The organism is Variovorax sp. GW823-FHT04F07, assembly GCF_058795995.1.
This window is the reverse complement of the sequence record NZ_JBXAIG010000008.1, coordinates 196,151-218,107: the sequence shown is the minus strand read 5'-3', so window position 1 is coordinate 218,107 and position 21,957 is coordinate 196,151. Positions and strand designations below refer to the sequence as shown.

Annotated in this window: 21 protein-coding genes; 10 read left to right on the top strand and 11 right to left on the bottom strand. The window is 65.7% G+C overall.

The features are described from left to right. The first annotated feature begins 14 nt into the window (after positions 1-14). Both AC1RAA_RS28420 and AC1RAA_RS28415 read left to right on the top strand, forming a co-directional pair. Positions 15-404 carry a hypothetical protein gene (locus AC1RAA_RS28420; RefSeq protein ID WP_143599085.1) on the top strand — a complete coding sequence of 130 codons (390 nt, stop codon included), beginning with the start codon at positions 15-17 and terminating at the stop codon, positions 402-404. 105 nt (positions 405-509) lie between these two features. Next, positions 510-680 (top strand): hypothetical protein, encoded by a 171-nt coding sequence (locus AC1RAA_RS28415; protein WP_157627413.1) that lies wholly within the window; start codon positions 510-512, stop codon positions 678-680. A 909-nt stretch (positions 681-1,589) separates the two neighbouring features. Here the strand turns inward: AC1RAA_RS28415 and AC1RAA_RS28410 are convergent. The 5 genes from AC1RAA_RS28410 to AC1RAA_RS28390 form a co-directional block, all read right to left on the bottom strand. Continuing rightward, the gene (locus AC1RAA_RS28410; RefSeq protein ID WP_492727779.1) at positions 1,590-2,933 is read right to left on the bottom strand and encodes a hypothetical protein; all 1,344 of its coding nucleotides are present in this window, start codon (positions 2,931-2,933) and stop codon (positions 1,590-1,592) included. Between the two features lie 225 nt (positions 2,934-3,158). Next, complete coding sequence (locus AC1RAA_RS28405) at positions 3,159-4,202, bottom strand: DUF4917 family protein (RefSeq protein ID WP_492727778.1); 1,044 nt, start codon at positions 4,200-4,202, stop codon at positions 3,159-3,161. A 611-nt stretch (positions 4,203-4,813) separates the two neighbouring features. After that, the gene (locus tag AC1RAA_RS28400) at positions 4,814-6,145 is read right to left on the bottom strand and encodes a sulfatase family protein (RefSeq protein ID WP_492727777.1); all 1,332 of its coding nucleotides are present in this window, start codon (positions 6,143-6,145) and stop codon (positions 4,814-4,816) included. A 19-nt stretch (positions 6,146-6,164) separates the two neighbouring features. Further along, on the bottom strand, positions 6,165-7,118 hold the full coding sequence (locus AC1RAA_RS28395) for a Bug family tripartite tricarboxylate transporter substrate binding protein (RefSeq protein ID WP_095949153.1): 954 nt from the start codon (positions 7,116-7,118) through the stop codon (positions 6,165-6,167). Positions 7,119-7,224: 106 nt separating this feature from the next. After that, a complete protein-coding gene (locus AC1RAA_RS28390) occupies positions 7,225-8,244 on the bottom strand; it encodes a Bug family tripartite tricarboxylate transporter substrate binding protein (protein ID WP_492727776.1) in 1,020 nt (339 codons plus the stop codon). A 153-nt stretch (positions 8,245-8,397) separates the two neighbouring features. Here AC1RAA_RS28390 and AC1RAA_RS28385 point away from each other — a divergent pair, with 153 nt between their 5' ends. Next, the gene (locus tag AC1RAA_RS28385; protein WP_492727775.1) at positions 8,398-8,994 is read left to right on the top strand and encodes a MarR family winged helix-turn-helix transcriptional regulator; all 597 of its coding nucleotides are present in this window, start codon (positions 8,398-8,400) and stop codon (positions 8,992-8,994) included. Here AC1RAA_RS28385 and AC1RAA_RS28380 read toward each other — a convergent pair. Beyond that, on the bottom strand, positions 8,966-9,979 hold the full coding sequence (locus AC1RAA_RS28380) for a Bug family tripartite tricarboxylate transporter substrate binding protein (protein WP_492727774.1): 1,014 nt from the start codon (positions 9,977-9,979) through the stop codon (positions 8,966-8,968). The genes AC1RAA_RS28385 and AC1RAA_RS28380 overlap by 29 nt on opposite strands. A 137-nt stretch (positions 9,980-10,116) precedes the next feature. Between AC1RAA_RS28380 and pcaQ the strand changes: the two genes are divergently transcribed. From pcaQ to AC1RAA_RS28355, 5 genes are all read left to right on the top strand, one after another. Next, positions 10,117-11,046: a pca operon transcription factor PcaQ gene (gene pcaQ / locus AC1RAA_RS28375; RefSeq protein ID WP_062479169.1), complete on the top strand. Its 930-nt coding sequence runs from the start codon at positions 10,117-10,119 to the stop codon at positions 11,044-11,046. Positions 11,047-11,128: 82 nt separating this feature from the next. Further along, positions 11,129-11,740 carry a TetR/AcrR family transcriptional regulator gene (locus AC1RAA_RS28370; protein WP_492727773.1) on the top strand — a complete coding sequence of 204 codons (612 nt, stop codon included), beginning with the start codon at positions 11,129-11,131 and terminating at the stop codon, positions 11,738-11,740. Then, the gene (locus AC1RAA_RS28365) at positions 11,737-12,942 is read left to right on the top strand and encodes a DUF418 domain-containing protein (protein WP_492727772.1); all 1,206 of its coding nucleotides are present in this window, start codon (positions 11,737-11,739) and stop codon (positions 12,940-12,942) included. The genes AC1RAA_RS28370 and AC1RAA_RS28365 overlap by 4 nt, the downstream gene beginning before the upstream one ends. A 40-nt stretch (positions 12,943-12,982) precedes the next feature. Beyond that, positions 12,983-13,645 (top strand): suppressor of fused domain protein, encoded by a 663-nt coding sequence (locus AC1RAA_RS28360; protein ID WP_492727771.1) that lies wholly within the window; start codon positions 12,983-12,985, stop codon positions 13,643-13,645. Between the two features lie 83 nt (positions 13,646-13,728). Next, positions 13,729-14,037: a TfoX/Sxy family protein gene (locus AC1RAA_RS28355; protein ID WP_492728355.1), complete on the top strand. Its 309-nt coding sequence runs from the start codon at positions 13,729-13,731 to the stop codon at positions 14,035-14,037. Between the two features lie 4 nt (positions 14,038-14,041). Here AC1RAA_RS28355 and AC1RAA_RS28350 read toward each other — a convergent pair whose 3' ends face one another. Then, positions 14,042-14,665: a LysE/ArgO family amino acid transporter gene (locus tag AC1RAA_RS28350; RefSeq protein WP_159270978.1), complete on the bottom strand. Its 624-nt coding sequence runs from the start codon at positions 14,663-14,665 to the stop codon at positions 14,042-14,044. A 107-nt stretch (positions 14,666-14,772) separates the two neighbouring features. On the opposite strand from AC1RAA_RS28350, the gene AC1RAA_RS28345 reads away from it, so the two are divergent. Beyond that, the gene (locus AC1RAA_RS28345; protein WP_062479155.1) at positions 14,773-15,231 is read left to right on the top strand and encodes an Lrp/AsnC family transcriptional regulator; all 459 of its coding nucleotides are present in this window, start codon (positions 14,773-14,775) and stop codon (positions 15,229-15,231) included. 158 nt (positions 15,232-15,389) lie between these two features. Here AC1RAA_RS28345 and AC1RAA_RS28340 read toward each other — a convergent pair whose 3' ends face one another. After that, the gene (locus AC1RAA_RS28340) at positions 15,390-16,646 is read right to left on the bottom strand and encodes a porin (RefSeq protein ID WP_062479152.1); all 1,257 of its coding nucleotides are present in this window, start codon (positions 16,644-16,646) and stop codon (positions 15,390-15,392) included. A 382-nt stretch (positions 16,647-17,028) separates the two neighbouring features. Here AC1RAA_RS28340 and AC1RAA_RS28335 point away from each other — a divergent pair, with 382 nt between their 5' ends. After that, a complete protein-coding gene (locus AC1RAA_RS28335; RefSeq protein ID WP_489058821.1) occupies positions 17,029-17,415 on the top strand; it encodes a DUF4148 domain-containing protein in 387 nt (128 codons plus the stop codon). 30 nt (positions 17,416-17,445) lie between these two features. Here the strand turns inward: AC1RAA_RS28335 and AC1RAA_RS28330 are convergent, their stop codons facing one another. The 3 genes from AC1RAA_RS28330 to AC1RAA_RS28320 are packed head-to-tail and all read right to left on the bottom strand — an operon-like array spanning position 17,446 to position 21,826. Continuing rightward, positions 17,446-18,531, bottom strand: coding sequence for a mechanosensitive ion channel family protein (locus tag AC1RAA_RS28330; RefSeq protein WP_492727770.1), 1,086 nt, complete (start codon positions 18,529-18,531; stop codon positions 17,446-17,448). Continuing rightward, entirely contained in the window at positions 18,531-20,771 is a 2,241-nt protein-coding gene (locus AC1RAA_RS28325) for an FUSC family protein (protein ID WP_095746115.1), read from the bottom strand. The genes AC1RAA_RS28330 and AC1RAA_RS28325 overlap by 1 nt, the downstream gene beginning before the upstream one ends. Further along, on the bottom strand, positions 20,771-21,826 hold the full coding sequence (locus AC1RAA_RS28320) for an inositol monophosphatase family protein (protein WP_307693475.1): 1,056 nt from the start codon (positions 21,824-21,826) through the stop codon (positions 20,771-20,773). The genes AC1RAA_RS28325 and AC1RAA_RS28320 overlap by 1 nt, the downstream gene beginning before the upstream one ends. Between the last annotated feature and the right edge of the window lie 131 nt (positions 21,827-21,957).

Genomic DNA, 21,957 nt, shown 5'->3' with positions numbered 1-21,957 from the left:
CCGGCCCGCAGCCCATGCCTCGCGATTCCAAGCGCGCGCCCCGTCCCTACGAGGCCTTCGTGTACGGCAACTCCGCCGACGAGCCCACGCGGCTGGCCGAGCGTTGCCTGGAGGTGATCGAGGGCACGCTCAAAAGCGTCGACCGCGTCGTGGCCTGCCTGCGTGCGGCCGAGCTGGAACACGGCATCGGCATCGCGGCCATGACGCGCGCACAGATCGCCGACGCCGCCGAATGGCACCGCGCCAAGCTGCAGGGCCTGCTGGCCGTGAAGCTGCAGCTCACCAATCGCGGTGGCGACATTCATCTGGTGGACGACCTGCACCTGGTCGTGCGGCTCAAGTCGCGCCTCACCGCACCCGGCGGCTTTCTGCCGGAGCTGTACCACCTCATGCCCCATGGCTGACTTGGACGACGCGGCCTTCGCGGTGGATGCGGTCCGCGGCGTGGGGCTTTGTCTTCTTCCGGCGTTGAACGACGACGCCCGCGCGGCCGCCCCGGGAGTCGCGCCGTGATCCGCCGCACCAAGCGCTTTCGCAAGAACCTCTACCGGTTGAGCGACGTGGCGCTGTGGCTGCTCCTTGCGCTCTTCCTCGCGCTGGCGGCCGACGCGCTGCCGGCGCGAGGCGTCAGCCAGGACCACCACGACAGCGAAGCCGAGCGCGCCACGCACGCGCACTAGCTGGCGGCCGGCCCCGAGCCGAATCTTGCTTCGCCTCGTCTCGCCTCTGGTGAAGCAGAAAAACCGGGGCGCCTCAGATATCTCGTCGATTCGAGAAATCGTCGACGAATTCTTTTCTCTTGCGCGGCTTCGCTTCTCTACAGTGAATGCCCCCGCGACAAGACGGCCCGCTGTAGTGGCCGACGAACCCCGTGAAAGGAACGCCTTCTTCCCAGACATTCATTTATTGATTGATCGATCGATTGATTCGTGCGAGCGAATGAACCGCCTTGCCTCACGGCGGGTGTCGATGCCTCTTTGTGAAGCAGCGACACGAATGTGAGGCACAAAAGGCGACGGCCAGGGTGCGTGAACACCCTGGCCGTCTAACCACATGACGTGCACTAACTTTGGAAAGCGAGCACACCAAATGGCTGATCGAATTATGGCCGGGCGTTCCACGCCCCAATCTCCCCGCCGCACACGCGGCGCGACACCTTCGTCCACCCCCACAGGCGAAGACGCCCGAGACCTCCTCGAAATCAAACTGGCCCAGCTGAACTCCCTGCTGTGGTGCTGCTACGGCGACGGCAACGGCTGGTTCGAGGAAGCAGGGGAGAAACACCGGGATCACATGCTGTGGATTGCGGCGGATCTGGCTAGGGAGGCGGAGAGGTTGTTGGGGGAGAGTGGGAGGGGGTAGGGATTGGTGGTCAGCCGCCGTGTCTTTGTGACCGCCGGCGGTTCACGTACCTGTGTCTGCCACCGTGGTAACGGGCAGGCGTCGCCGACTGTTCGATCGAGACCTGGACCGCTTTGCACCGTCTTCGCTTGAGCTAAGGGCGTTGAGGTCGGTCAGAAGCCGAAAACACGCGTTGGAGCGGGGTCCTTCTCCGAGCTAGTTGAACACCCGGTTCTGCTTGGCAGAGCTTAATCTTCCGAGCTGTGATTCAGCGGCTTGTGAAATTTTGATGGGAAGGAATACTCCTTCGTATAGAAAGGCTTCCCTGAAACTTCTGGGAAGTCGGGACGCCAAACCCAACCGTTCAGCCTTGTCTTGATCGCGCCGAGCTTCGCGGGAGTTGCTAACTCGGAGAGCACGTCGCGAAGGAAGACGCGGTATCGCTTTGTGAAGAAGTACTGCTTATAGAGTCCCGCCGGAATTGGAAGTTTTAGTCCCGTGCCGTCGCCTTCGACTTGGATGCCAAGCAAGGTAGTTGGCAGCTTTGCTCTCAAGAGGCGACGATCGATCCCGTGTTCAACGAGCAAATTTTCGGCAATGCTCTCTATGTCGGAGATGAGCGTGTTGTGATGCCGATAGTCGCCGTTGTCGCAGTCTTTCCTGATGGTTGAAAGTAATTCCCGAAGTTCTTTGACTTTGTGTTCATTCCGAAGCTGCTTTAGTGCATCGATAAAATCGTCGCGTCCTTGGCATTCGTTAACGACAAGTGGCAATAGGGGAGGTAAACCAATGGTGGTCGCGCCGGGTAACGCACCAAGCGCGGCAAGGCTTGACTTCAATTTTCCCTTGAAGCGCCGCACGCCAATCGAAAAGGCGTTTTCAAATTCGACGGCATTTGATGCACCAATGTTGACGCGAGATAGAAAATCGTTAGCGAAAAACTCACGCAGAGGATGCGGAGAGTAGATTAGGTCGTGCTTTGCAGCAAAGACTTGGTGCCAGATGTATTGGTGCCCGAGCCAGCCCATCACAGAAAGCATTCGCTGAACATGAGGTGAAAGCTTGCCCCAATCAACTTCTTTGCCGTCCCTTGCGACTATTCGAAGCTGCTTTCCAAGATCGTCGTCCTTAGGACTGGAAAGAAGTGCCTCAATTAAGGGACTCTCTTTGCCAATACCCTGCGCACGAAAAACTAGAAAAAACTCGGAGCTAGAGTGTTCCCAAATGAAATTGCTATACGCCTGAACCTGCCCAAAGTACTGTTGAAAAAGAGATCGTTCCTTTCCTTCTGCATATGCCTCGGTCCAAGGCCCGGCCAAGCTACCCGCAACGACGTTGAGGGATTCATCAACGGCATCAGGAACCGAAAGAAATTCAACGTCAAGACTTTGAAATAGTTTTTTGCGCGCAGGAGTAAGTTCTTGCTTGTAGTTGTCTGGAATGACAACCTTGTCTGATAGAAGAACAGCTTCTACCAATCTTCCAAGGGCTGCATGTTCGACATCGAGAATTCCTAGGTCGCGAGTTTGTGCTTTTCCAAGCGCCCTTTGAACACTGGAGACGGTGGCATTGTCTATAAGGGTTTTGATCATTGAGGTGACTATGTGCCTCGGCTTAGCTCTCTTGATGAATGACTGTTCAGGAGCATTCAATTGATGTCTTTCCCGGCCCAGATCGCGACGGGCATTGGGTCGCGTTCCAGAGCGTGAGATGCTGCTTCAATTGGCATGAAGGTCGCCAAGCTCGCTGCAGTAGCTATTTTTCTTCTCGGTGACCGTTTTCGCGCAAAAAGCCCAAGCAGTGGTTCCTTTGAAAAATCAATGCCAAGGGTTGACTGATTTGGCGTCAAACGTGCACACTTTTGCGTGAAATTTCTTCTCGATGCTTTGAATGTATTTGAGGTCGGACTCGGAAAAAACGCCGATGTAAATACTCCAAAGTCTCGGAGGGGATCTTTTCCCTGCGTGGTGCGCTTTATTTAAGGCATCAATTATGTGCTCGTCGTATTGTCCAAATCCAAATCCGTAGGAAACTATGGACCCATCGACTTCACAGAGTTTGTCGTAGCAATTTGATAAATATCGATTGTGTCGAATTAGTTCGAGTTTTTCTTTTCCGTTTCCAGCGGTCACGAAGATTGGGTATTCTCCTCTGTCCAACCTTGCTTGGACATTCTCCAAAATGTATCCTTCGCTCGTATATTGTTCTTTGATTGTTTCTATTCCGTCGTCAAATAAAGGAAGGGCGCCGTGAACGTAGTGAATGTTTTGCTTGGATTTGTTTGGCCCCCATATCAAATCTGACCACTCGGGTTCAATTTTGCCTTGAACTGCTTCGTTTGGATTCAGTTGCTCACGACCAAAACCGTCCACTGCATTGTGGAATTTTTGCCGCATCAAAACCCAATATAAAAGCAAGTCGTAATTCGTGCTGAATATGTGCCCATCGGTATCCGTGAACTGATGAAGAAATTCTGCGCACCTTGCCATGTCTGCGTCAGGGATTTTGAAAACATGCTCTGGATGAAGAGATTGGATGGCATCCAAAAGGCTTTTCTTGAGCTGCTCGTGGGCTGCTTGAACCTTGTTCTGTACTTCTATGTCGACATCTAGGGCGGAGAGCAGCTCTGAGAATGTCTTTAGCTGGTCCATGATGAGTTCAAAATTCTTTGTCTTTAAGACGTCGAATAATTTTGTTAATGTCGGCTCATTAAGCTTCTGAACAAAATCGGCGAGTGCGTTGTAAGAGAATATCTTTGAATCATAGGAGATGCTGAAACCATTTCCAAGAAGTAGGTTGATCTTTCGTTTCGACTTCTTGAGATGGGAAATAACATCTTCAAATTTTTCAAAATGTTCCATATGCTGATCTCGCTCCTTGTTAATTGAGGTGGCCGCTTGCGGGTGTTTCGTCTAGGAGTACTGCAAGAGCGACAACACTTCTTAAAAGTAGTAGGAACACATCGTTACACGCATGTCAACCGTTGTCTATCAAGAAAGACCTTGTCCAAGAGTAAATCCCTGACAAGGTATTTTTAGAAGCTGATGAAGGTGGGGAAAGAGGCTAGAAAGCGCGTGGAACGGCAGGCGTGTGCTGCAGGTGTTTGCGCTGCGTATAGGCGCCGAGGTCTTCTGTTAACTCGATGTGCGCCACAGCGAGTTCTACAAGACGCAAGACGCGCGGACTGATCAGGCGCTGGGATTCGGCAGCATGGCGGCTGCGCAGCGCGACGCTGACGCTTCTCCGATGGCTTTAGCCAGTACCGCTTTGTCGGACGTGGCCAATGCCTCTTCCAGCCGTCCGGGAGGTGCTCGAACTGCAGTTTGCAGACGGCGCTGCAAACGCGGAAGGCGGTGGTCGCACAGCAGCCACGACCAAACGCGTCGCCGCGCTGAGCACTTCGTTTTGTTCGGCTTGTCGTAGTCGGACTACGTCAAGTCGAACAAATCAAAGCTCGTCGCCACTGAGAACGTTAGCGCTGCGGCATATCCTTAACCGAATACCCAAGGCTCACAGTCGCATCCTCCGGAATCCCCGGCATCGTCGCATTCCAAGCCTGCCACTGCGCCCGCATCGCCTCCAGCCGCTGCGGCTCCTTCTTCCCCAGGTTCGCGCGTTCGCGCTCATCGGCCGGAATGTTGAACAGGTACTCGTTGCCGTCGACCTTCAGGTACTTCCAGTCGCCGTCGCGCATGGCTTCCTGGCTGCGGTGGTTCATGCGCCAGTGCAGGGGGCGGCGGAAGGTGTGGGTGGCGTCTTTCAGCACGGGCATGAGCGACACGCCATCGAGCGGGTACGCCGCGTCGGCCTTCACGCCGGCGGCGTCGAGCATGGTGGCCGACCAGTCCATGGTCATGCACAGCTGCGTGCTTTCGCCGCCCTTGGCGATCACCTTCGGCCAGTGCGCAATCCATGGCACGCGGATGCCGCCTTCGGTCAAATCCATCTTGCCGCCGACGAGCGGCCAGTTGTCCGAGAAGCGTTCGCCGCCGTTGTCGCTGGTGAACACGACGAGGGTGTTGTCGGCCATGCCGTGCTTTTCGAGCGCGGCCATGATCCAGCCGATGCCCTCGTCCATGTGATGGATCATGCGGCGGTACACGTGGATGTTGCCGCCCGACAGGTCGAACAGGTTGTCCTTCACGAGCGGCGCCTTGTCGGCGTCGTCGCGGGTTTCCCACGGCCAGTGGGGCGCGGTGTAGTGCAGGCTCAGGAAGAAGGGCGCCTCTTGCGCGGCCATGCGCTCGACGTAGTCGACGGCGCGCTTGGAGAGCACGTCGGTCAGGTAGCCCTCGTCGTCCTTGTGCTCTTCTTCGCCGTACCAGAGGTCGTGGCGGCCGGCCGAGTCGCAGTGGGTGAAGTAGTCGACACCGCCCGACATGGGGCCGAAGAATTCTTCATACCCCGAGCGCAGCGGGCCGAAGCTGGGCGGGTAGCCCAGGTGCCACTTGCCGATGAGCGCGGTCTTGTAGCCGCTATCTTTCAGCAGCGACGGCAGGGTGGGGTGCTCGGTGGGCAGGCCCAGCGTGGTGCTGCCGCGGCTTCGGCTGTTGATGGGCTCTTCGGCCGCGCCGCGCAGGCGGTACTGATACCGCGCGGTGATCATCGCGAAGCGCGTGGGCGAGCACACGGGCGAGTTCGAGTAGCCCTGCGTGAGCTTCAAGCCGTTGGCGGCCAGGCCGTCGAGCACGGGCGACACGCGGCCAAAAGGCGCCTCGCGGCCGCCGTAGCAGCCGAGGTCGGCATAGCCGAGGTCGTCGGCCACGATGAAGATGATGTTGGGGCGGGTGCTGCGTGTCGTCATAGGTCGGAAGGTTTTTCGATCAGGGCTGGTAGCCGGACTTTTGGACCACGGGCGCCCATTGCGCCTTGTAGGCCTTGAGCATCGCGGCGGTCTGCGCCTGGGTGCTCACCACCGGCGTCATGCCGGCGTCCTTGAACTTGCGTTGGGTGTCGGGGTCTTGCATCACGGCGTGGATGGTGGTGGCCAGGCGTTCGACCTTCTCCTTGGGCATGCTGGCCGGCGCGAAGAAGGTGTTCCAGCCGGTGGCGGCGAGGTCGAGGCCGGCTTCCTTGAAGGTCGGAATGGTGGGTGCGAAGGGCGAGCGCTTTTCGCCCGACAGCGCCAGGATGCGCAGCTTGCCGGCGGTGTGCTGGGGCAGCACGACGTCTTCGGTGTCGACGGCAATGGGCACCTGGCCGCCGATCAAGTCATTCAGCAGCGGGGCGGAGCCGCGGTAGCCGATCACCTGGGTCTGTACCTTGGCCTTCTCGCCCACCATGAGGCCGAAGAAGTGCGGCAGGCTGCCGGTGGCGGGCACGCCCACGTTGGCCTGCTGCGGGTTGGCGCGCATCCATGCGAGCAAATGGTTCAGCTCGCGCACGGGCAGGGTGGGCGACACGGCCAGCGCGAAGTCGTAGGCGTTGACGTGCGACACGGGCACGAAGTCGCGCTCGGCGTCGTAGCCGTTGTCCTTGAAGACGAGCGGCGCCACCACCATCACGGCGGGGTTGGCCAGCATCAGCACGTTCTGGTTGGCGGGCGTGGCCTTGGCCTGCTGCGCGGCCAGGCGGCCGCCCGCGCCGGGCTTGTTGTCGACGATGACCGGCACGCCGAGCTGGGCCGCGAGCTTGTCGCCCACGATGCGCGCCACGCGGTCGGTGGCGCCGCCGGGCGCGTAGCCGACGACGATGCGCAGCGGGCTGTCGAGTGCGGCTTGGGCGGCCTGTGCGCGCGCGAGCGTGGGGGCGGCGATGGCCGCCACGAGGCCGGCCATGGCCAGCACGGCGGCGAGGCGACGACGGGCCGGGTTGAAGGAAGAAGCGAAAGCGGGGAGGGCGCGCGGGATCATGAAGGGTGTGTCCTTGGTGTCGATCGGTCGGTCAGTCATTGGCCTGGAAGTTCACGGCCTTCATGATGCCGGCCCAGCGGGCAATGTCTTCGCGCATGGTCTTCACGAGCACCTCGGGGCCGTCGGCCACGGGGTACATGCCGTTCTGCAGCAGCAGCTGGCGCACCTCGCGCGAGTTCACGGCGCGGATGATTTCGGTGCGCAGTTTCTCGGCGGTGGCGGGCGGCGTCTTCAGCGGCGCGTAGTAGGCGAACCACGCGGTGGCCACCACGTCCTTGTAGCCGCTCTCGACGAAGCTGGGCAGCTGCGGCATGAGCGGCGAGCGCTTGTCGCCGCTGGTGGCCAGCACTTTCACGCGGCCGGTGGGCAGCATCTGCTGCGCGCCGCCGATGGTGTCGAAGTACACGGGCACGGTGCCGCCCATCACGTCCTGGCGCGCGGGCGTGGAGCCGCGGTAGGGCACGTGCACCATCTTCAGGCCGGCCGCACGGTTGAGCATTTCGCCCAGAAAGTGCGAGGGCGTGCCGGCGCCGTACGAGCCGAAGCTCACCTTGTCGCCCTGTGCCTTGGCCCAGGTGATGAACTCGGCCAGGGTGTTGGCGGGCACGTCCTTGTGCACGGTGAGCGCCAGCTCGAAGCGCGCGGCGTTCACGAGCGGCACGAAGTCCTTGATGGGGTCGTACGACAGGTTGCGGTAGGCGCTGGGGAACATGGTCATCATGCTCGCGGTGCCCAGCAGCAGGGTGTGGCCGTCGGGCGGCGCGGTCTTCACGGCGTCCACGGCAATGCGGCCGGCCGCGCCCGAGCGGTTGTCGATGATGAGCGGGCCGAGCGAATCGCGCACCTGGTGGGCAATGGCGCGGGTCAGCACGTCCTGCGTGCCGCCGGCGGGCACGCCGATGAGCACCTTGATCGGCTGGCCGGGGGTGAAGGCGGCGGGTTGCTGCTGCTGCGCGAACGCAAGCGGTGCGAAGGATGCAAGGGGGGCAAGGGCCAGCCCGCCAAGGGTGGTCAGGGTGCGGCGGCGGGTCGGGTCGGGAAGCTGGGGCATCGTCAATCTCTCCGGGGTCTCGTTCGGCGTTCGGCAGGGTCTGTGCGTGGCCGGGGCGGGTGGCCGCGGCTGCGGACGATTCTGGAGACGCTACATTCGATTGATCAAATCAACCATCGCCCGGATTTACCCGGCCTTTCGAGACGCCACCTCATGACTGCCGAAGACGCCGCCACCCCGCCGCGCCGCCCGCTGGACGACCTGCTGCTGTACCGGCTGTCGCGCCTGCTCGCGGTGGCGGGCAGCATGGTGATCCGGCTGTGCGAGGGCCGCTTCGGCATCACGCGGCGCGAGTGGCGCTTGATCGCGGTGCTGGCCAGCCGGGGCGAGTTGGGCTCGTCGCAGCTGGCCGAGCATGCGCAACTGGACCGGGCGCGCACCTCGAAGGCGGTGGGCTCGCTGGTGGCCAAGCGGCTGGTGTCGCGCACGGCGCTGGCGGGCGACCGGCGGCAGGTGCGGCTGGGCCTCACGGCGACGGGGCAGGCGCTGTACGACGAGCTGTTTCCGCTGGTGACGCGCATCAACGCCGAGCTGATGGGCACGCTCGACGCAGACGATGCCGCGCGCTTCGACGACGCGCTGCACCGGCTGCAGGCGCATGCCGAAACCATGGTGGCGCAGGCGGTGCTGCCCAAGGCCGACCGGGGGCGCCACGCGGCGGCAGCAGCAGCTGCAGCAGGCCAGGGCAAGAAGAACAGCACGGCGCGCAGCGGCAAGGCCGTCAGTCCACCTTCATCCCGGTCGCCTTGACGATGCGGCCGTAGCGCGCCTGCGCCGTGGCCAGGCGCGTGGCGTCGGCTGCATCGGTTTCGGCCAGCGGCACCATGTCGAGCGAGGCTAGGCGGGCCTTCAGCTCGGGCAGGGCCAGCGCCTTGTGCAGCGCCTGGCGCAGGGTCTGCATCACGGGCTCGGGCGTGGCGGCCGGCACCATCGCGAGGTAGAGCACTTCGAACTCCAGGTCTTTCAGGCCCAGCTCGCCGACGGTGGGCACCTCGGGCAGCAGCGGCGCGCGCTGGCGGCCGGTGACGGCCAGGGCGCGCAGCTTGCCGCCCTGGATCTGCGGCAGCACGCCGGGCGTGGCGACGATGCCGGCCTGCACCTCGTTGCCCAGCATGGCCATCACGGCCGGGGCGTTGCCCTTGTAGGGCACGTGCACGATCTTCGCGCCGGTTGCGCTCGCGAAGATCTCGGCGGCAATGTGGCCCGGGCTGCCGTTGCCGGCCGAGCTGAAGGTGGCGGGCTCGGCCTTGGCCTGCGCGATGAAGTCGGGCAGCGTCTTGGCCTTCACCGAGGCGGCGGTGGTGAAGCTCAGGCCCGACGAGCTGAAGATCATCAGCGGCTTGAGGTCCTTCGCCGCGAAGGGCATCGAGGCGTACAGGTGCGGGTTGACGGTGAAGGTGCTGTCGATGCCCAGCAGCACGGTGTAGCCGTCGGCCGCGCTCTTGGCCACGGCGTCGGCGCCGATGTTGCCGCCCGCGCCGGGGCGGTTGTCGACCACGAAGGGCTGCTTCAGGTCTTTCTGCAGCGCGTCGGCCAGCGCGCGCCCGAGGATGTCGATGGGGCCGCCGGCGGGGAAGTTGACGAGGAACTTCACGGGCTTGGCGGGGTAGCTCGCCTGGGCCTGCGCGGCCGGGGCGACGAGGCCGAGGGCCAGTGCGGCGCAGGCGGCGGCGAGCGTGAGGCGGCGGCGCGCGCCAAAGGAAGAGGAAGGCTTCGAGGAAAAAATCGTGGTCATGGGCTGCTTTGTCTGTCTCCGTTTCCACGGCACTCTAGAAGGCTGCGCGGCGCGGCACAACTGAAGTCTCTTCCGCCAGCTATTCCCTCTGGTTATATTTGAAAGCACGTCGCCCCACCGGCTTCGAGGAGAACCGCATGTCAGCCATGAACTTTGAGCGCCTGAAGATGCGCCACCTGCAATGCCTGGTCATGGTGGCGCAGGAGCGCAACCTGGTGCGCGCGGCCGAGGCGCTGTCGCTCACGCAGCCGGCGGTGTCGAAGACGGTGGCCGAGCTCGAAGAGATCGTGGGCCGCCAGCTGCTGCTGCGCCGCCGCCGCGGCGTGGAGCTCACGCCGGCCGCCGAGGTGCTGGTGCGCCATGCGGTGTCGGCGCTGCGCGGCCTGCGCGAAGGCCTGGGCCTGGCGATGGATCAGCCCGAGGCCGACCAGCTGCGCGTGGCGGTCGGCGCCTTGCCGAACATGGCGGCGCACCTGCTGCCCGAAGCCGTCGCGCGGCTGCATGCGGCGCACCCGGCGATGCGCGTGCGCGTGGTGAGCGGCACCAACGCGCAGCTCATGACGCAGCTGCGCCAGGGCGAAATCGACCTCGTGCTCGGCCGGCTGGCGCAGGCCTCGGCCATGGCCGACCTGGCCTTCGAGCAGCTGTACAGCGAGGTGCTGCTGCTGGTGGTGCGCCCCGGCCATCCGCTGGCGTCGCGGCGCAAGCCCACGCTCGACGCGCTGGCCGCGTACCCGCTGGTGCTGCCGGTGTCGGGCACGCTGATCCGGCACACGGCCGATGCCTTCCTCATCGCGCAGGGGCTGGCGCTGCCGGCGCGGCTGGTGGAGGCGACCGACACCAGCTTTGCGGTGGGCCTGCTGCAGCGCTCCGACGCGGTGTGGTTTGCGCCGCAGGGCGCGGTGGAAGGCTTTGTGGCGCGCGGCGAACTCAAGCGCGTGGCCATCGACACGGCAAGCACCGAAGGCCCCGTGGGCGTGACCGTGCGGCGCGGCAGCGAGACGGGCGAGGGCGCGCGGCTGCTGCTGGACACCATCCGCGGCATTGCGGCCACACGCGCTGCCTGAAGGGTTTCTTCAGGCTTCCTTCAGAATAGATCGAGCGCTCGGTCTAATAATTCGGGCATGACCGAATTTCGCGAGAACCACCGTGCGCAAAGTTGACCCCGAACGCCAGCAGGCCAAGCGCCGCCAGATCCTGGAGGCCGCGGGCGACTGCTTTGCGCGGCGCGGCTTTCATGCCACCACCACCGCCGAGATCTGCGCCGCAGCGGGCATGAGCCCGGGCAATCTCTTTCACTACTTTCCCAGCAAGAACGCGATCATCGAGGCCCTGGCCGAGGAGGAGTGGCGCGACACGGCCGCGTACTTCGCCGCGATCGACGACGACCCGGCCGACCCGCTGGAGGTGGTGCTGTCTTTCCTCGACGTGGTGATGGTCTTCGCCTCCGACCGCAGCTACTCGCGGCTGGCACTGGAGGTTGCAGCCGAGACCCTGCGCAACCCGGCGGTCTGCGCCAGCGTGGCCGCGGGCGACACCGAAATGCGCGACGGCCTCGCGGCCCTGCTGCGCAAGGCCGCGGCGCGCGGGCAGATCGACCCCGAGCTCGACCCCGTGCAATCGGCCAACTGGATCGCCGCACTCATCGACGGCGTGTTCTCGCGCCTGGCGCTCGACACGGGCTTTGACCCCGCGCGCGAGGCACCGATGCTGCGGCGCGTGGTGGGCCGCTTTCTCGCGAAGCCGGGGCGGGGCGCATGAACCCGACCCCTGTGGCAGTCGAGCGCCAGTCGCTCGTCGATGCGTTGCGCGGCTTTGCGCTGCTGGGCATCCTGGTCGTGAACATCGCGGCCTTTGCCTCGCCGTACTACGGCCAGCCGCTGCCCGACCCGATGATGCGTTCGGGGCTGGACCGCGTGGCGGCCTTTGCCGTCGCCTTCCTGTTCGAGACCAAGTTCTACCTGCTGTTCTCGTTCCTTTTCGGCTACAGCTTCACGCTGCAGATGCAGTCGGCGCAGCGCAGCGGCAAGCCCTTCGTGCCGCGCCTGGCGCGCCGGCTGGTGGCGCTGTGGTGCATCGGCGCGCTGCATGCGGTGCTGCTGTTCCATGGCGACATCCTCACGACCTACGCGGTGCTCGGCGCCGTGCTGCTGGCGCTGCGCCACCAGAGCGACGCGGTGCTCGCGCGCTGGGCGCTGCGGCTGGTGCTGGCGACCGCGCTGGTGTGGGGCGCCATCGGCATGCTCGCGATGCTGGGCGGCCCGGCGACCGAAGACGTTCTTCGCACCGCAAGGGCCGATGCGGCCTCGGCGCTCGCGGCGTACCGCGGCACGGCGGCGACGGTCATCCGTCAGCACCTGCGCGAGCTGTCGCAGGTGTGGATCGTGCTCGGGCTGGTGCAGGCGCCGATGGCGCTGGCGATGTTCTTCGCGGGCGTCATCGAAGGCCGCCGCAACCTGTTCGCACGGGCCGACCGCTACCGCCCGCTGTTCAAGCGCCTGCTGGTGCCCGGCCTGGTGCTGGGGCTGCCGGGCGCGGCCGTGTATGCGTGGACGGCGTCTGTCGTGCCGGGCTCGCGTTGGGACGTGCTGGGCCTGGCGGTCGGCGTCTTCACCTCGCCGCTGCTCACGGCGACGTATGTGGGCGCGATGATGCTGCTGTTCCAGTCGCGCTGGGGCGGCTGGCTGGCGCAGGCGCTCGCACCGGCGGGGCGCATGGCGCTGTCGAACTACCTGCTGCAGTCGGCGGTGTGCGCGTGGCTCTTCCTGGCGTACGGGCTGCGGCTCATCGGCGAGCTCGGGCCGTTCATGAGCCTGATGGTCGCCTTCGGCATCTTCGGCGCGCAGATGCTGGTCAGCCGCTGGTGGCTGGCACGCTTTGCGTACGGCCCGGTGGAGTGGGTGCTGCGCGCCTTCACCAACCTCGAATGGCCCGCCTTGCGGCGTATGCAACGGTCACGTTGAACGACGAGAATGCCCTCGTTCCAACGAGGAGGATGCGCCGATGAGTTCCATGGAAGACGTGTGGGCCTACCGCGAGGAGACGCTCTACCCGCGCCTGTTCGGCCCCGAGCGCACCGGCATCTATGTGCTGGACTTCGACGACTTCAAGGCGCTGGGCGCCGAAGACGTCGATCCGCGCTGGCTGCACCTGGGTGTGTTCGAGTTCGCGCCTACGCCCGTGCGCAACACCTGGCTGTACGTGACCTCGGGCGGCTCCACGCCCTGGGAGAGCGAGCCGGCCGACTACGACCCCGAGGACTATTCGTGGATCGGCTCCGAGCTGGTCATCGAAGTGCCGTCACAGCCGCAGGACCAGTGGGCCATCAAGCTGCTGCGCCGCCTGCTTGCCTACAACGTGTTGCTCGCGCATTCGCACTTCGGCGAAGACAAGCAACCCTTCGACTACGGCGACCGCATTCCCGTCGGCGAAGCGATCCGCGAGAAGGGCACCGTGGTCCTGCGCCATGTGGTGCTGATGGAGCCGAAGCATTACCCCGCGACGGCGCAGCTCGATTCGGGCCGCTTCGACTTTTTGCACCTCGTCGGCATCAACGATTCCGAACGCGACTGGGCCAAGGCCCACAGCTCCGAGGCGCTGCTGCGCCTGCTCGAGGTGCATGGCGGCGCGCCGGTGACCGACGCGCGGCGCAAGGCGGTCGTTTGAGCCGCGCGAAAGGCGCGGCCGTCGCCGGCGGTGCCGAGCGTTCGCACGGGCGAGCGCTCGAGTTGGCCGAGTCGCTCGGCGCGATGGGCCCCATCGAGGTCAAGCGCTTCTTCGGCGGCTTCGGCCTCGTGCAGGCCGGCGTGCAGTTCGCCTTCGTGATGAAGGGCACGCTGTACCTGCGCGTCGACGACGCCACCCGGCCGGACTTCGAGCGCCTGGGCGCGGTGCCGTTCTCGTACGCGACCAGCGCCTCGACCGTGAAGGTCGCGAGCTACTACGAAGCGCCGGTCGACGCGCTCGAAGACCCGCACGCCTTGCGCGAGTGGGCGATGAAGGCGCTGGCGAGCGCGCTGGGTGCGCGCAAGCCCGCGCGCCGCAAGCCGGCCGGTTGATTCGTCAACGCGACAGCAGCGTCGACAGCTGAAACACCGCAAAGCCCAGCAGCAGCGCGCCCGACAGCTTGTTGATGCCCTGCAGCACACGCGCGCCGAGCTTGTGCCGCACCATCGACACGATGCTCGACAGCCCCAGCCACCACAGCGCCGAGCCGAGGAACACGCCCATCACCATCGTGAGTGCCGCACCGCTGCCGCTGCCCACATGGCCACTGCCGAGCGACGCGAACACCGCGACGAACGACAGGATCGTCATCGGGTTGGCCAGCGTGAGCACGAACACCGACAGCAGCGCCTTCACCGGCGTGGCCGCGTCTTCCGCGGCGCGGGCCTGCGTCGCGGCCGGCGCACGCAGCAGCTGCACGCCCATCCACGCAAGAAACGCCGCGCCGCCGAGCGCCAGCGGCACGCGCGCCGCGACCATCGTCGACACCACGGCCGACACGCCGAATGCACCGATGGCGCCATAGCAGGCATCGGCCAGCGCGGCGCCCAGGCCGCTGAGAAAGCCAATCGTGCGGCCGTGCGCGAGCGTGCGCTGGATGCACAGCAGGCCGATGGGGCCGACCGGTGCGGCGATCGAGAGGCCGATGACAAGGGCCTTGAGAAAGAGAGCGAAGTCCATGCCGACGATTGTTCGATGCGGCCCGCATGACGAGAATGGCGAAATTCAGGCGCGCGGCATGCCTTGCCTGAAATCGGAAGCGAAATTCTCAATCGGGCCTGAAATCCATGGAAATCGACGCCAAGAACTGGCAGATCCTCGACGTGCTGCAGCAGGACGCGCGCACCTCGCTCACGGCGCTCGCGCGGCAGGTGGCGCTGTCGGTGCCCTCGACCTCCGAGCGCGTGAAGCGCCTCGAAGAGGCCGGCGTCATCGAGGGCTACCGCGCCGTGGTGCCGCCGCGCAAGGCGGGCTACACCGTCACCGCGCTGGTCGGCATCACCACCGCGCAACCTGACAAGGCCCGGCTGCTGAAGCTGCTCGGCAGCCGGCGCGAAGTGCTCGAGTGCTTTCATGTCACGGGACAGGACTCGTACGTGCTGAAGGTGGTCGCGCGCGACATCGAGCACCTCGAAGCCTTCGTGAGCAGCATCAACCACCTGGGCGAGACGCGCACCTCGATCGTGATGTCGGTGCCGATCGCGGCGCGCGCGGTGGCGGCGCCGGCGGGCACCGTGCCCGACTGAGGCGCGCTTCTCTCGCCCCAAAAAAATGGTCCGCACAAAGGCGGACCGAATGGACCCGCCTGACGGGCTCCTGGAGAAACGGAACATCCGCGGGCGCAGGGCCGCCCGCGGTCATTCACTCACTTGCTTGCTTCTTTGCGCGTGACAGTCTTCCCTGATCAGAACGAGTGGCGCAGCCCGACGTCGTAGCCCGTCGAGGTCTTGGGCACGAACACCCCGGTGTTCACGAAGGCAGGGCCGCCGACCGTGAGCGCCGCGCCGTTCTTGTTGCTGATGCGCGCGACGGTGGCGTACAGGGCGGTGCGCTTGGACAGGTTGTGGATGTAGCCGATGGCCAGCTTGTTGGCCTTGGGATCGGCGACCGACGGCGTGAACGGTAGGTTGACGGTGTTGAGGTCGTACTTGACCTGCGAGTACGAGGCGCGGATCAGGCCCGGGCCGACCGGCGCGGTCACGCCGATCAGGTAGCCCGTGAGGTCGACATCCGGTACGCCACCGACCAAGGGCGTGACGGCGTAATCGCGCGTTTTCTTGATTCTCGACAATTCGCCGAACAGCTTGACCACGCCGAAATCGTAGGAGCTGCCGAGATTGAAGGTCTTGACGTTGTCGGTGGTGCCCGCATAGAAATTGTCGGCCGCCGTGCTGTTGCCATAAGACACGGCAACATCGAACGGGCCATTGGCATAACCGACACGCCCGCCCAGGTAGCGCCCCGCACGCGATGCGGCCGAATTGCCCGAATTGAGCGCGCCCGCCGCATTGACGCCGGGCGGCGTTGCCGTGCCGGGGTCGTATTTGGTGTTTTCATGCAGCGCGTACATGAATTGACCATAAAAGCCGCCGAGGTTCTTCGGCAGGAAATAGCCGATCGAATTGCTGGCGCGGTTGTAATTGAGGTCGCCCCCGAACCCGCCCGAGCCGCCGCCGGCGTTCGTGTTGGCGGCGGTGAAGATCAGGCTGCGGCCCACGCCGACGATGCCGAAGGGGTCGAACACGATGTCGTTCCAGGCCGTCGGCACGTAGTCGCGGCCCAGGCGCAGTTCACCGAAACCGCCCGACAGGCTGACCGTGGAGCGGCGCTGGAAGGTGGTGATGCCGGTCTTGCCGTCGTCGGGGCTGATCGGCGCCTCGAGCCAGAAGCTGGCCGCGAGCCCGCCGCCCAGGTCCTCGGTGCCGCGAAAGCCCAGCCGGCTCGTGGAGTAGCCGCCCGAGCTCAGCGCGGTCTGGCTCGCGGTGCGCGTGCCCTGGTTCACGTAGAACGGGTTGAACAGCGTGGCGCCGTTCATGTCCTGCGATTTGGACGAGTAATTGCTGATGCCCGTGTCCACCACGCCGAACAGCGTGACGGAAGACTGTGCATTGGCGAACCCGACCCCGAACAGTGCGGCGGCCGTGAGGAATTGTCTTTTCATTGTTGCCCTTGAATTGAATATGAAATTCATCGCTCCCACGCACCGCGTTGGAGCTCTGGTTCGGCTTGCGGAAATACGTTCAATTGATTTCTTCTGCCTTCCGCATGGTTCATGCGTCTGGGCAAATCATATCGATCGATTGCGACAGGAAAAGACCGAAACCGCCTTTTTCAATTACGTTTTCCGTGCAGCCGGGTTACGAATTGGAAAGCTCCGCTTGCCCCTTGCAGAGAATTGATGAATTGGTCTTCATCCTGTCGTTTTTGTAATTGAACCGTTCGCGCGGCGACGGTCCGAATTTCTAGCGTGTCGGCATGGCGAAGCAAAACCGCCATCGCCGAAGCGGGTGGTCCTCTTCGGCGTTCAACGAAGGAGATGACACATGACGAACAGGAAGATGGCCTTTGCGCTGGCGGCGATGGCCGCCGCAGCGCTCCCGTTGGTGGCTGGCGCACAAACCAGCCCGCAGCACGTCGAGGGGCCGGCGCATTTCGCGGCGACCGAAGCCGGCATCAAGGAGCACCCCGAAAACGCCGGCCCGGGCAAGACCGACGCCCAGGTGGTGGCCGAACTGCGCGCCGCGCAGCAAAGCCCCGAGTGGGCCGGCGTGCTGCGCTGGGGCGCCCCGATCCCCGTGAAGGCCACGCAACCGCGCACGCGCGCGGAGGTGGTGGCCGAGCTGGAACGCGCGCAGTCGCAACCGGGCTGGGAGCGCGCCTCGCGGTTGGGCGCGCCGATGGTGCTGCCGGCGGCGGCGCCTGCGCGGTAGGGGAGAAGAAAGAAGACGGCGGCGGGAGCTTCAGCCCGCCGTCGCGCCGTGCATCACCGCCGGCTGCCCCATCGCCGGATCGTTGCCCTCGAAGCGCATCTTCGGCAGGAACTGCGGGTACTCGCGCTGCATGAAGTCGATGACGCCTTCGCGCACGTGGCAGCGCAGGTCGAAGGCCAGGCCGGAGGTGGCGGCGGTGCAGAGCACGCGGACCTGCATGGTGCGTTCGGTGGCGTCGGTCACGCGCAGGTTGAAGAAGCGGCCGTCCCACTCGGGCGCGGCCTTCACGAGGCGCTCGACCTCGGCGCGCAGCGGCGCCAGCGGCGTGCCGTAGTCCAGGTAGAAGAAGACCGAGCCGAGCAGTTCGGCCGAGTGGCGGGTCCAGTTCTGGAACGGCTTCTCGATGAAGTAGGTGAGCGGCAAGATGAGGCGCCGGTCGTCCCAGATGCGCACGACCACGAAGGTGCCGGTGATTTCCTCGACGCGGCCCCATTCGCCCTCGACCACGAGCACGTCGTCGATGCGGATCGGCTGCGACAGCGCGATCTGCAGGCCCGCGATGAGGTTGCTGAAGACAGGCTTGGCCGCCAGGCCCGCCACGATGCCGATCACGCCGGCCGAGGCCAGCAGGCTGGCGCCGACCTGGCGCGCGCCCGGGAAGGTCATGAGCATCATGGCGCCGCCGGCCACGACGACGACCGACATGGCGGTGCGCGCGAGCACACGGGTCTGCGTGAGCACGCGGCGTGCCTGCAGGTTGTCGGAGATGTCCGAAGGGTGCTGCGCGAGCACGCCGTCGGCAAAGCCGCTGATGGCCTTGAGCACGAACCAGGTGCTGGCCGCGATGAGCAGCAGCCCCGTGAGATGTCGCACGCTGCCGATGAAGCGCAGGTCGTCCGGCGCCGCCTGCCACACCATCATGAGCGCCGCCAGCGGCAGCACCAGCCGCGCGGGGGCGGTGCAGTTGAGCACCATCGCATGCACGGCGGGCGCCGGTCGGGTGATCCGCCTGAGGACCATGCCCCCGATGCGGTGGGCGAGAAGGGCGAGGGGCGCGGCGATCAGGGCGGCAATCCAGGTGCCGAACCAGGGGTGTGCGAGGAGCTCTTGGGTCATCAGGCGGGGGTGGTCTTTGCTTCTGGGGTGTTGTCGTTCAGTGGTTGAAGAATGCGCGCTGCGTCGTCGCGCAGCTGCGTGGCGAGCGCCGTGGCCAGGTCGAGCCGGCGCACCAGCCAGGGGCTGATGTCGTTGTCGAACGGGTCAGGCAGTGGAATGGGGCCGCCGACGGTGGTGGCCCCCGTGCTCTCGGGGTGAGAGGGTCCTGCGATCGGAATGGTTCCCAGGGCGGCCTCGATGCGTTGCGCGGTGCGCACGAGCGGGCCTTCGATGTCGCCCGGCGTGAGGCGGTCGCGCCGCAGCACGAGCATCGACTTCACGGCGCTGAGCTGCGCGAGCAGCTGGTAGCTGTGGGCCTGCAGATGCTCCAGCGGCTCCAGCGGCGGCTGCACGGCGCGCGGTTCGGAGAGCGAACGCTGCGTGGCCTGCACGAGCGCCGAGAGGCTGTCGTAAGCCTCGCGGCGCGCAAGCCGCCACTCGAGCTCGGGGCTGCTCTGGATGGCCTGCAATTGGCCCAGGCCGAGTGCGAGCCGCGCATGGCGCGCCTGCGCGGTGAGCACGCGCGCCACCAGCGCCGGAATCTGCGTGCGCTCCCACGAGGGCAGCACGTAGCAGAAGCCCCAGGCCAGCGCGGCGCCGATGAGCGTGTCGGCGATGCGCTCGAACAGCGCAAAGATGGGCGCGGTGCCGGTGTTCAGCATGTGGGCCTGCAGCAGGCCCAGCACGGTGGCGGCCACGGCGGTGACGAGGTAGCGCCGCACCGCGAAGCTGTGGGCGATGGCCTGCGCGATGGTCACGGTCACGAGCAGCATCAGCGGCGAGGGGTGCGCCGACAGCAGGCCCACCGCGAGCACGCAGCCCAGCAGCGTGCCGGCGACGCGGCTGTTGCGCCGCTCCAGGGTCTGCGAGAGGCTGCCGCGCAGCACGACCACGATGGTCAGCAATATCCAGTAGTCGTGCGACCCCCAGGGCATCGACACCGCGATGCCGTAGCCGGCCGCGATGGCCAGCGCCGCGCGAATGGCGTGGCGCAGCGGCGGCGCGTCCCAGCGCCACAGCGCGAGGAAGGGGCGCAGCGACCAGTCGGTCGGGCTCACGAAGAGCTGCCAGTTGGCGCGCACCACGGCCAGGTTGGGCTCGGCGTCGCCGCGCGCCATGGCCGCCAGGCGCAGCACCTCGTCGTTGATGTGGCCGATGCGGCTGGCCAGCCCGCGCGCGAGCATGGCGGCCGAGGGGCCCATCTGACCGTGCGTGTCTTCGTCGTCCGCCGTCACATGGATCGCGGCCAGGCGCGGCCGGCGGTCGGCCACGGCGGCGGGGTGGCGACGCATGAGCAGCGCATCGGCCAGGCCGGTCGTTTCGTCGGCCAGCTCTTCGAGGATGCGGCGCATCTCGACCAGCGCCTGCGCGTGCGACGGATGGGCGCGCAGGGCGTCGAGGTCGAGCTCGCTGGCGAGCAGCTGGTCGCGCATCTCGAGCACGATGACGAGCATGCCGGCCAGGCGCTGGCGGCGCGGCGTGCGCGGCGACTCGAGCACGATGTCGCGCGTGGCCTGCAACTGGTCGGCCAGCGCGGCCTGCTCGCGCAGCAATTGGCCGAGCAACGAGGCGGGGGTGTCGCGGATGTCGCGGGTTTCGTCCTGCGGCGTGAACTGGCTGGCCTCGGTGCGCATGAGCGCGGCCAGCGAAAACAGCACGTCGGCGATCGACTGGGTGCGAAAGCGTCCGTTGAGCAGCAGGTTGGCCAGCGTGGCCCACACCACGTACAGGCCGGCGCCCAGGCCGAATTCGGTGGTGCGCGCGATGGCGTCCGACAGCCCGGCGGGCGCGGGCGTGGCCATGGAGAAGACCATCGAGAACATCACCGCGATGGCGATCGGAATGCCGCGCTTGCCCCAGGCCATGGCCACGAAGGCCATGAAGGTGGCGGGCACCAGCAGCAGCCCGAGGCGGATCGGTGCGCCGTGCAGCATCTGCACCGCGAAGAACAGCGGCAGGCCGATGAGCGGCGCCGGCAGCATCTGCAAAAACTTGCCGCGGCGCGGGCCGGGCAGGTCGGGCGGCGCCGTGACGATCACGCCGGTGGCGGCGGCCGAGGCGGCCAGGGTGCCCAGCCACAGGTGCACCCCGCCCGAGATCACGAGCAGGCCGAGCGCGACGGTGAGCCCGCTCGCGACGTAGTGGCTCAGCGCAATGCGCAACGCCGCACGAACCCGCGAGGCGGCGCCCGGCCCCGTCATCACTTGGCGGAGGCGTCGCCCTCGGCGGGCGCCTCGCGCTTGATGCGGGTGAGCTTGCGCGGGGCGGCCGGCGCGGCGGGGGCTGCGGCGGCCGGGGCTTCGGCGCTGCCGTCGAGCGGGGCGGCCGTGGCTTCGGTCACGGTGCTGCGGGCGTACAGGTCGACCGAGGCGTCGGCGGGGCTCGACTTGGTCGAGGCCGACACGGCGCGCACGCGGTCGCTGGCGCGCAGCTTGTCGTCCACGTTGGCGAACTTGGAGTACTTGGCGAGCAGCGGCACCAGCTGGCCGTACACGCGCGGGGCGCCGGCCAGGCATTCGCGCTGGTCGAGGAACTCGGGCTCGCCCGTGAAGTTGCCGATGAGGCCGCCGGCCTCGGTCACCAGCAGCGAGCCGGCGGCCACGTCCCAGGGGTTCAGGCCGGTTTCGAAGAAGCCGTCGGTGAAGCCGGCGGCCACGTAGGCCAGGTCGAGTGCGGCGGCGCCGGGGCGGCGCAGGCCGGCCATGCGGGGCATCATGTCCGCCATGATGGCCAGGTACTGCTTGAAGTTGTCGCCGGTGCGGAACGGGAAGCCGGTGGAAATGAGGCACTCGCTGAGCTTCACGCGCTTGGACACGCGGATGCGGCGCTCGTTCATGTAGGCGCCGCGGCCCTTGGTGGCCGTGAACAGGTCGTTGCGCGACGGGTCGAAGACGACCGCCTGCTCGATCTTGCCGCGTACCGACAGCGCGATCGACACGCAGTAGACCGGGAAGCCGTGGATGAAGTTGGTGGTGCCGTCGAGCGGATCGATGATCCAGACGAATTCGGAGTCTTTGGCGCCGTATTCGGTGCCCGATTCTTCGGCCAGGATGCCGTGCCCCGGGTATGCGCCCAGCAAGGTCTCGATGATGACCTTCTCGCTGGCGTGATCGACTTCGGTGACGAAGTCGTTGACCTGCTTCTGGGAGATGCGCACGGCCTCGACGTCGAGGGCGGCGCGATTGATGATGGCGCCGGCGGCGCGTGCGGCCTTGACGGCCACATTGAGCATGGGATGCAGGTTGGGGGACGACATTCTGGATTGTGAGAAGAACGGGTGGGAGAGGTCCCCAAGAATGCAATCTGGGCGACCCTGCGGTCCGGCGATGCGGGCGGCGAGAATCGGGCATTTTACCGGCTCAGCCCGTTTGTGTCTTCCCCACCCGT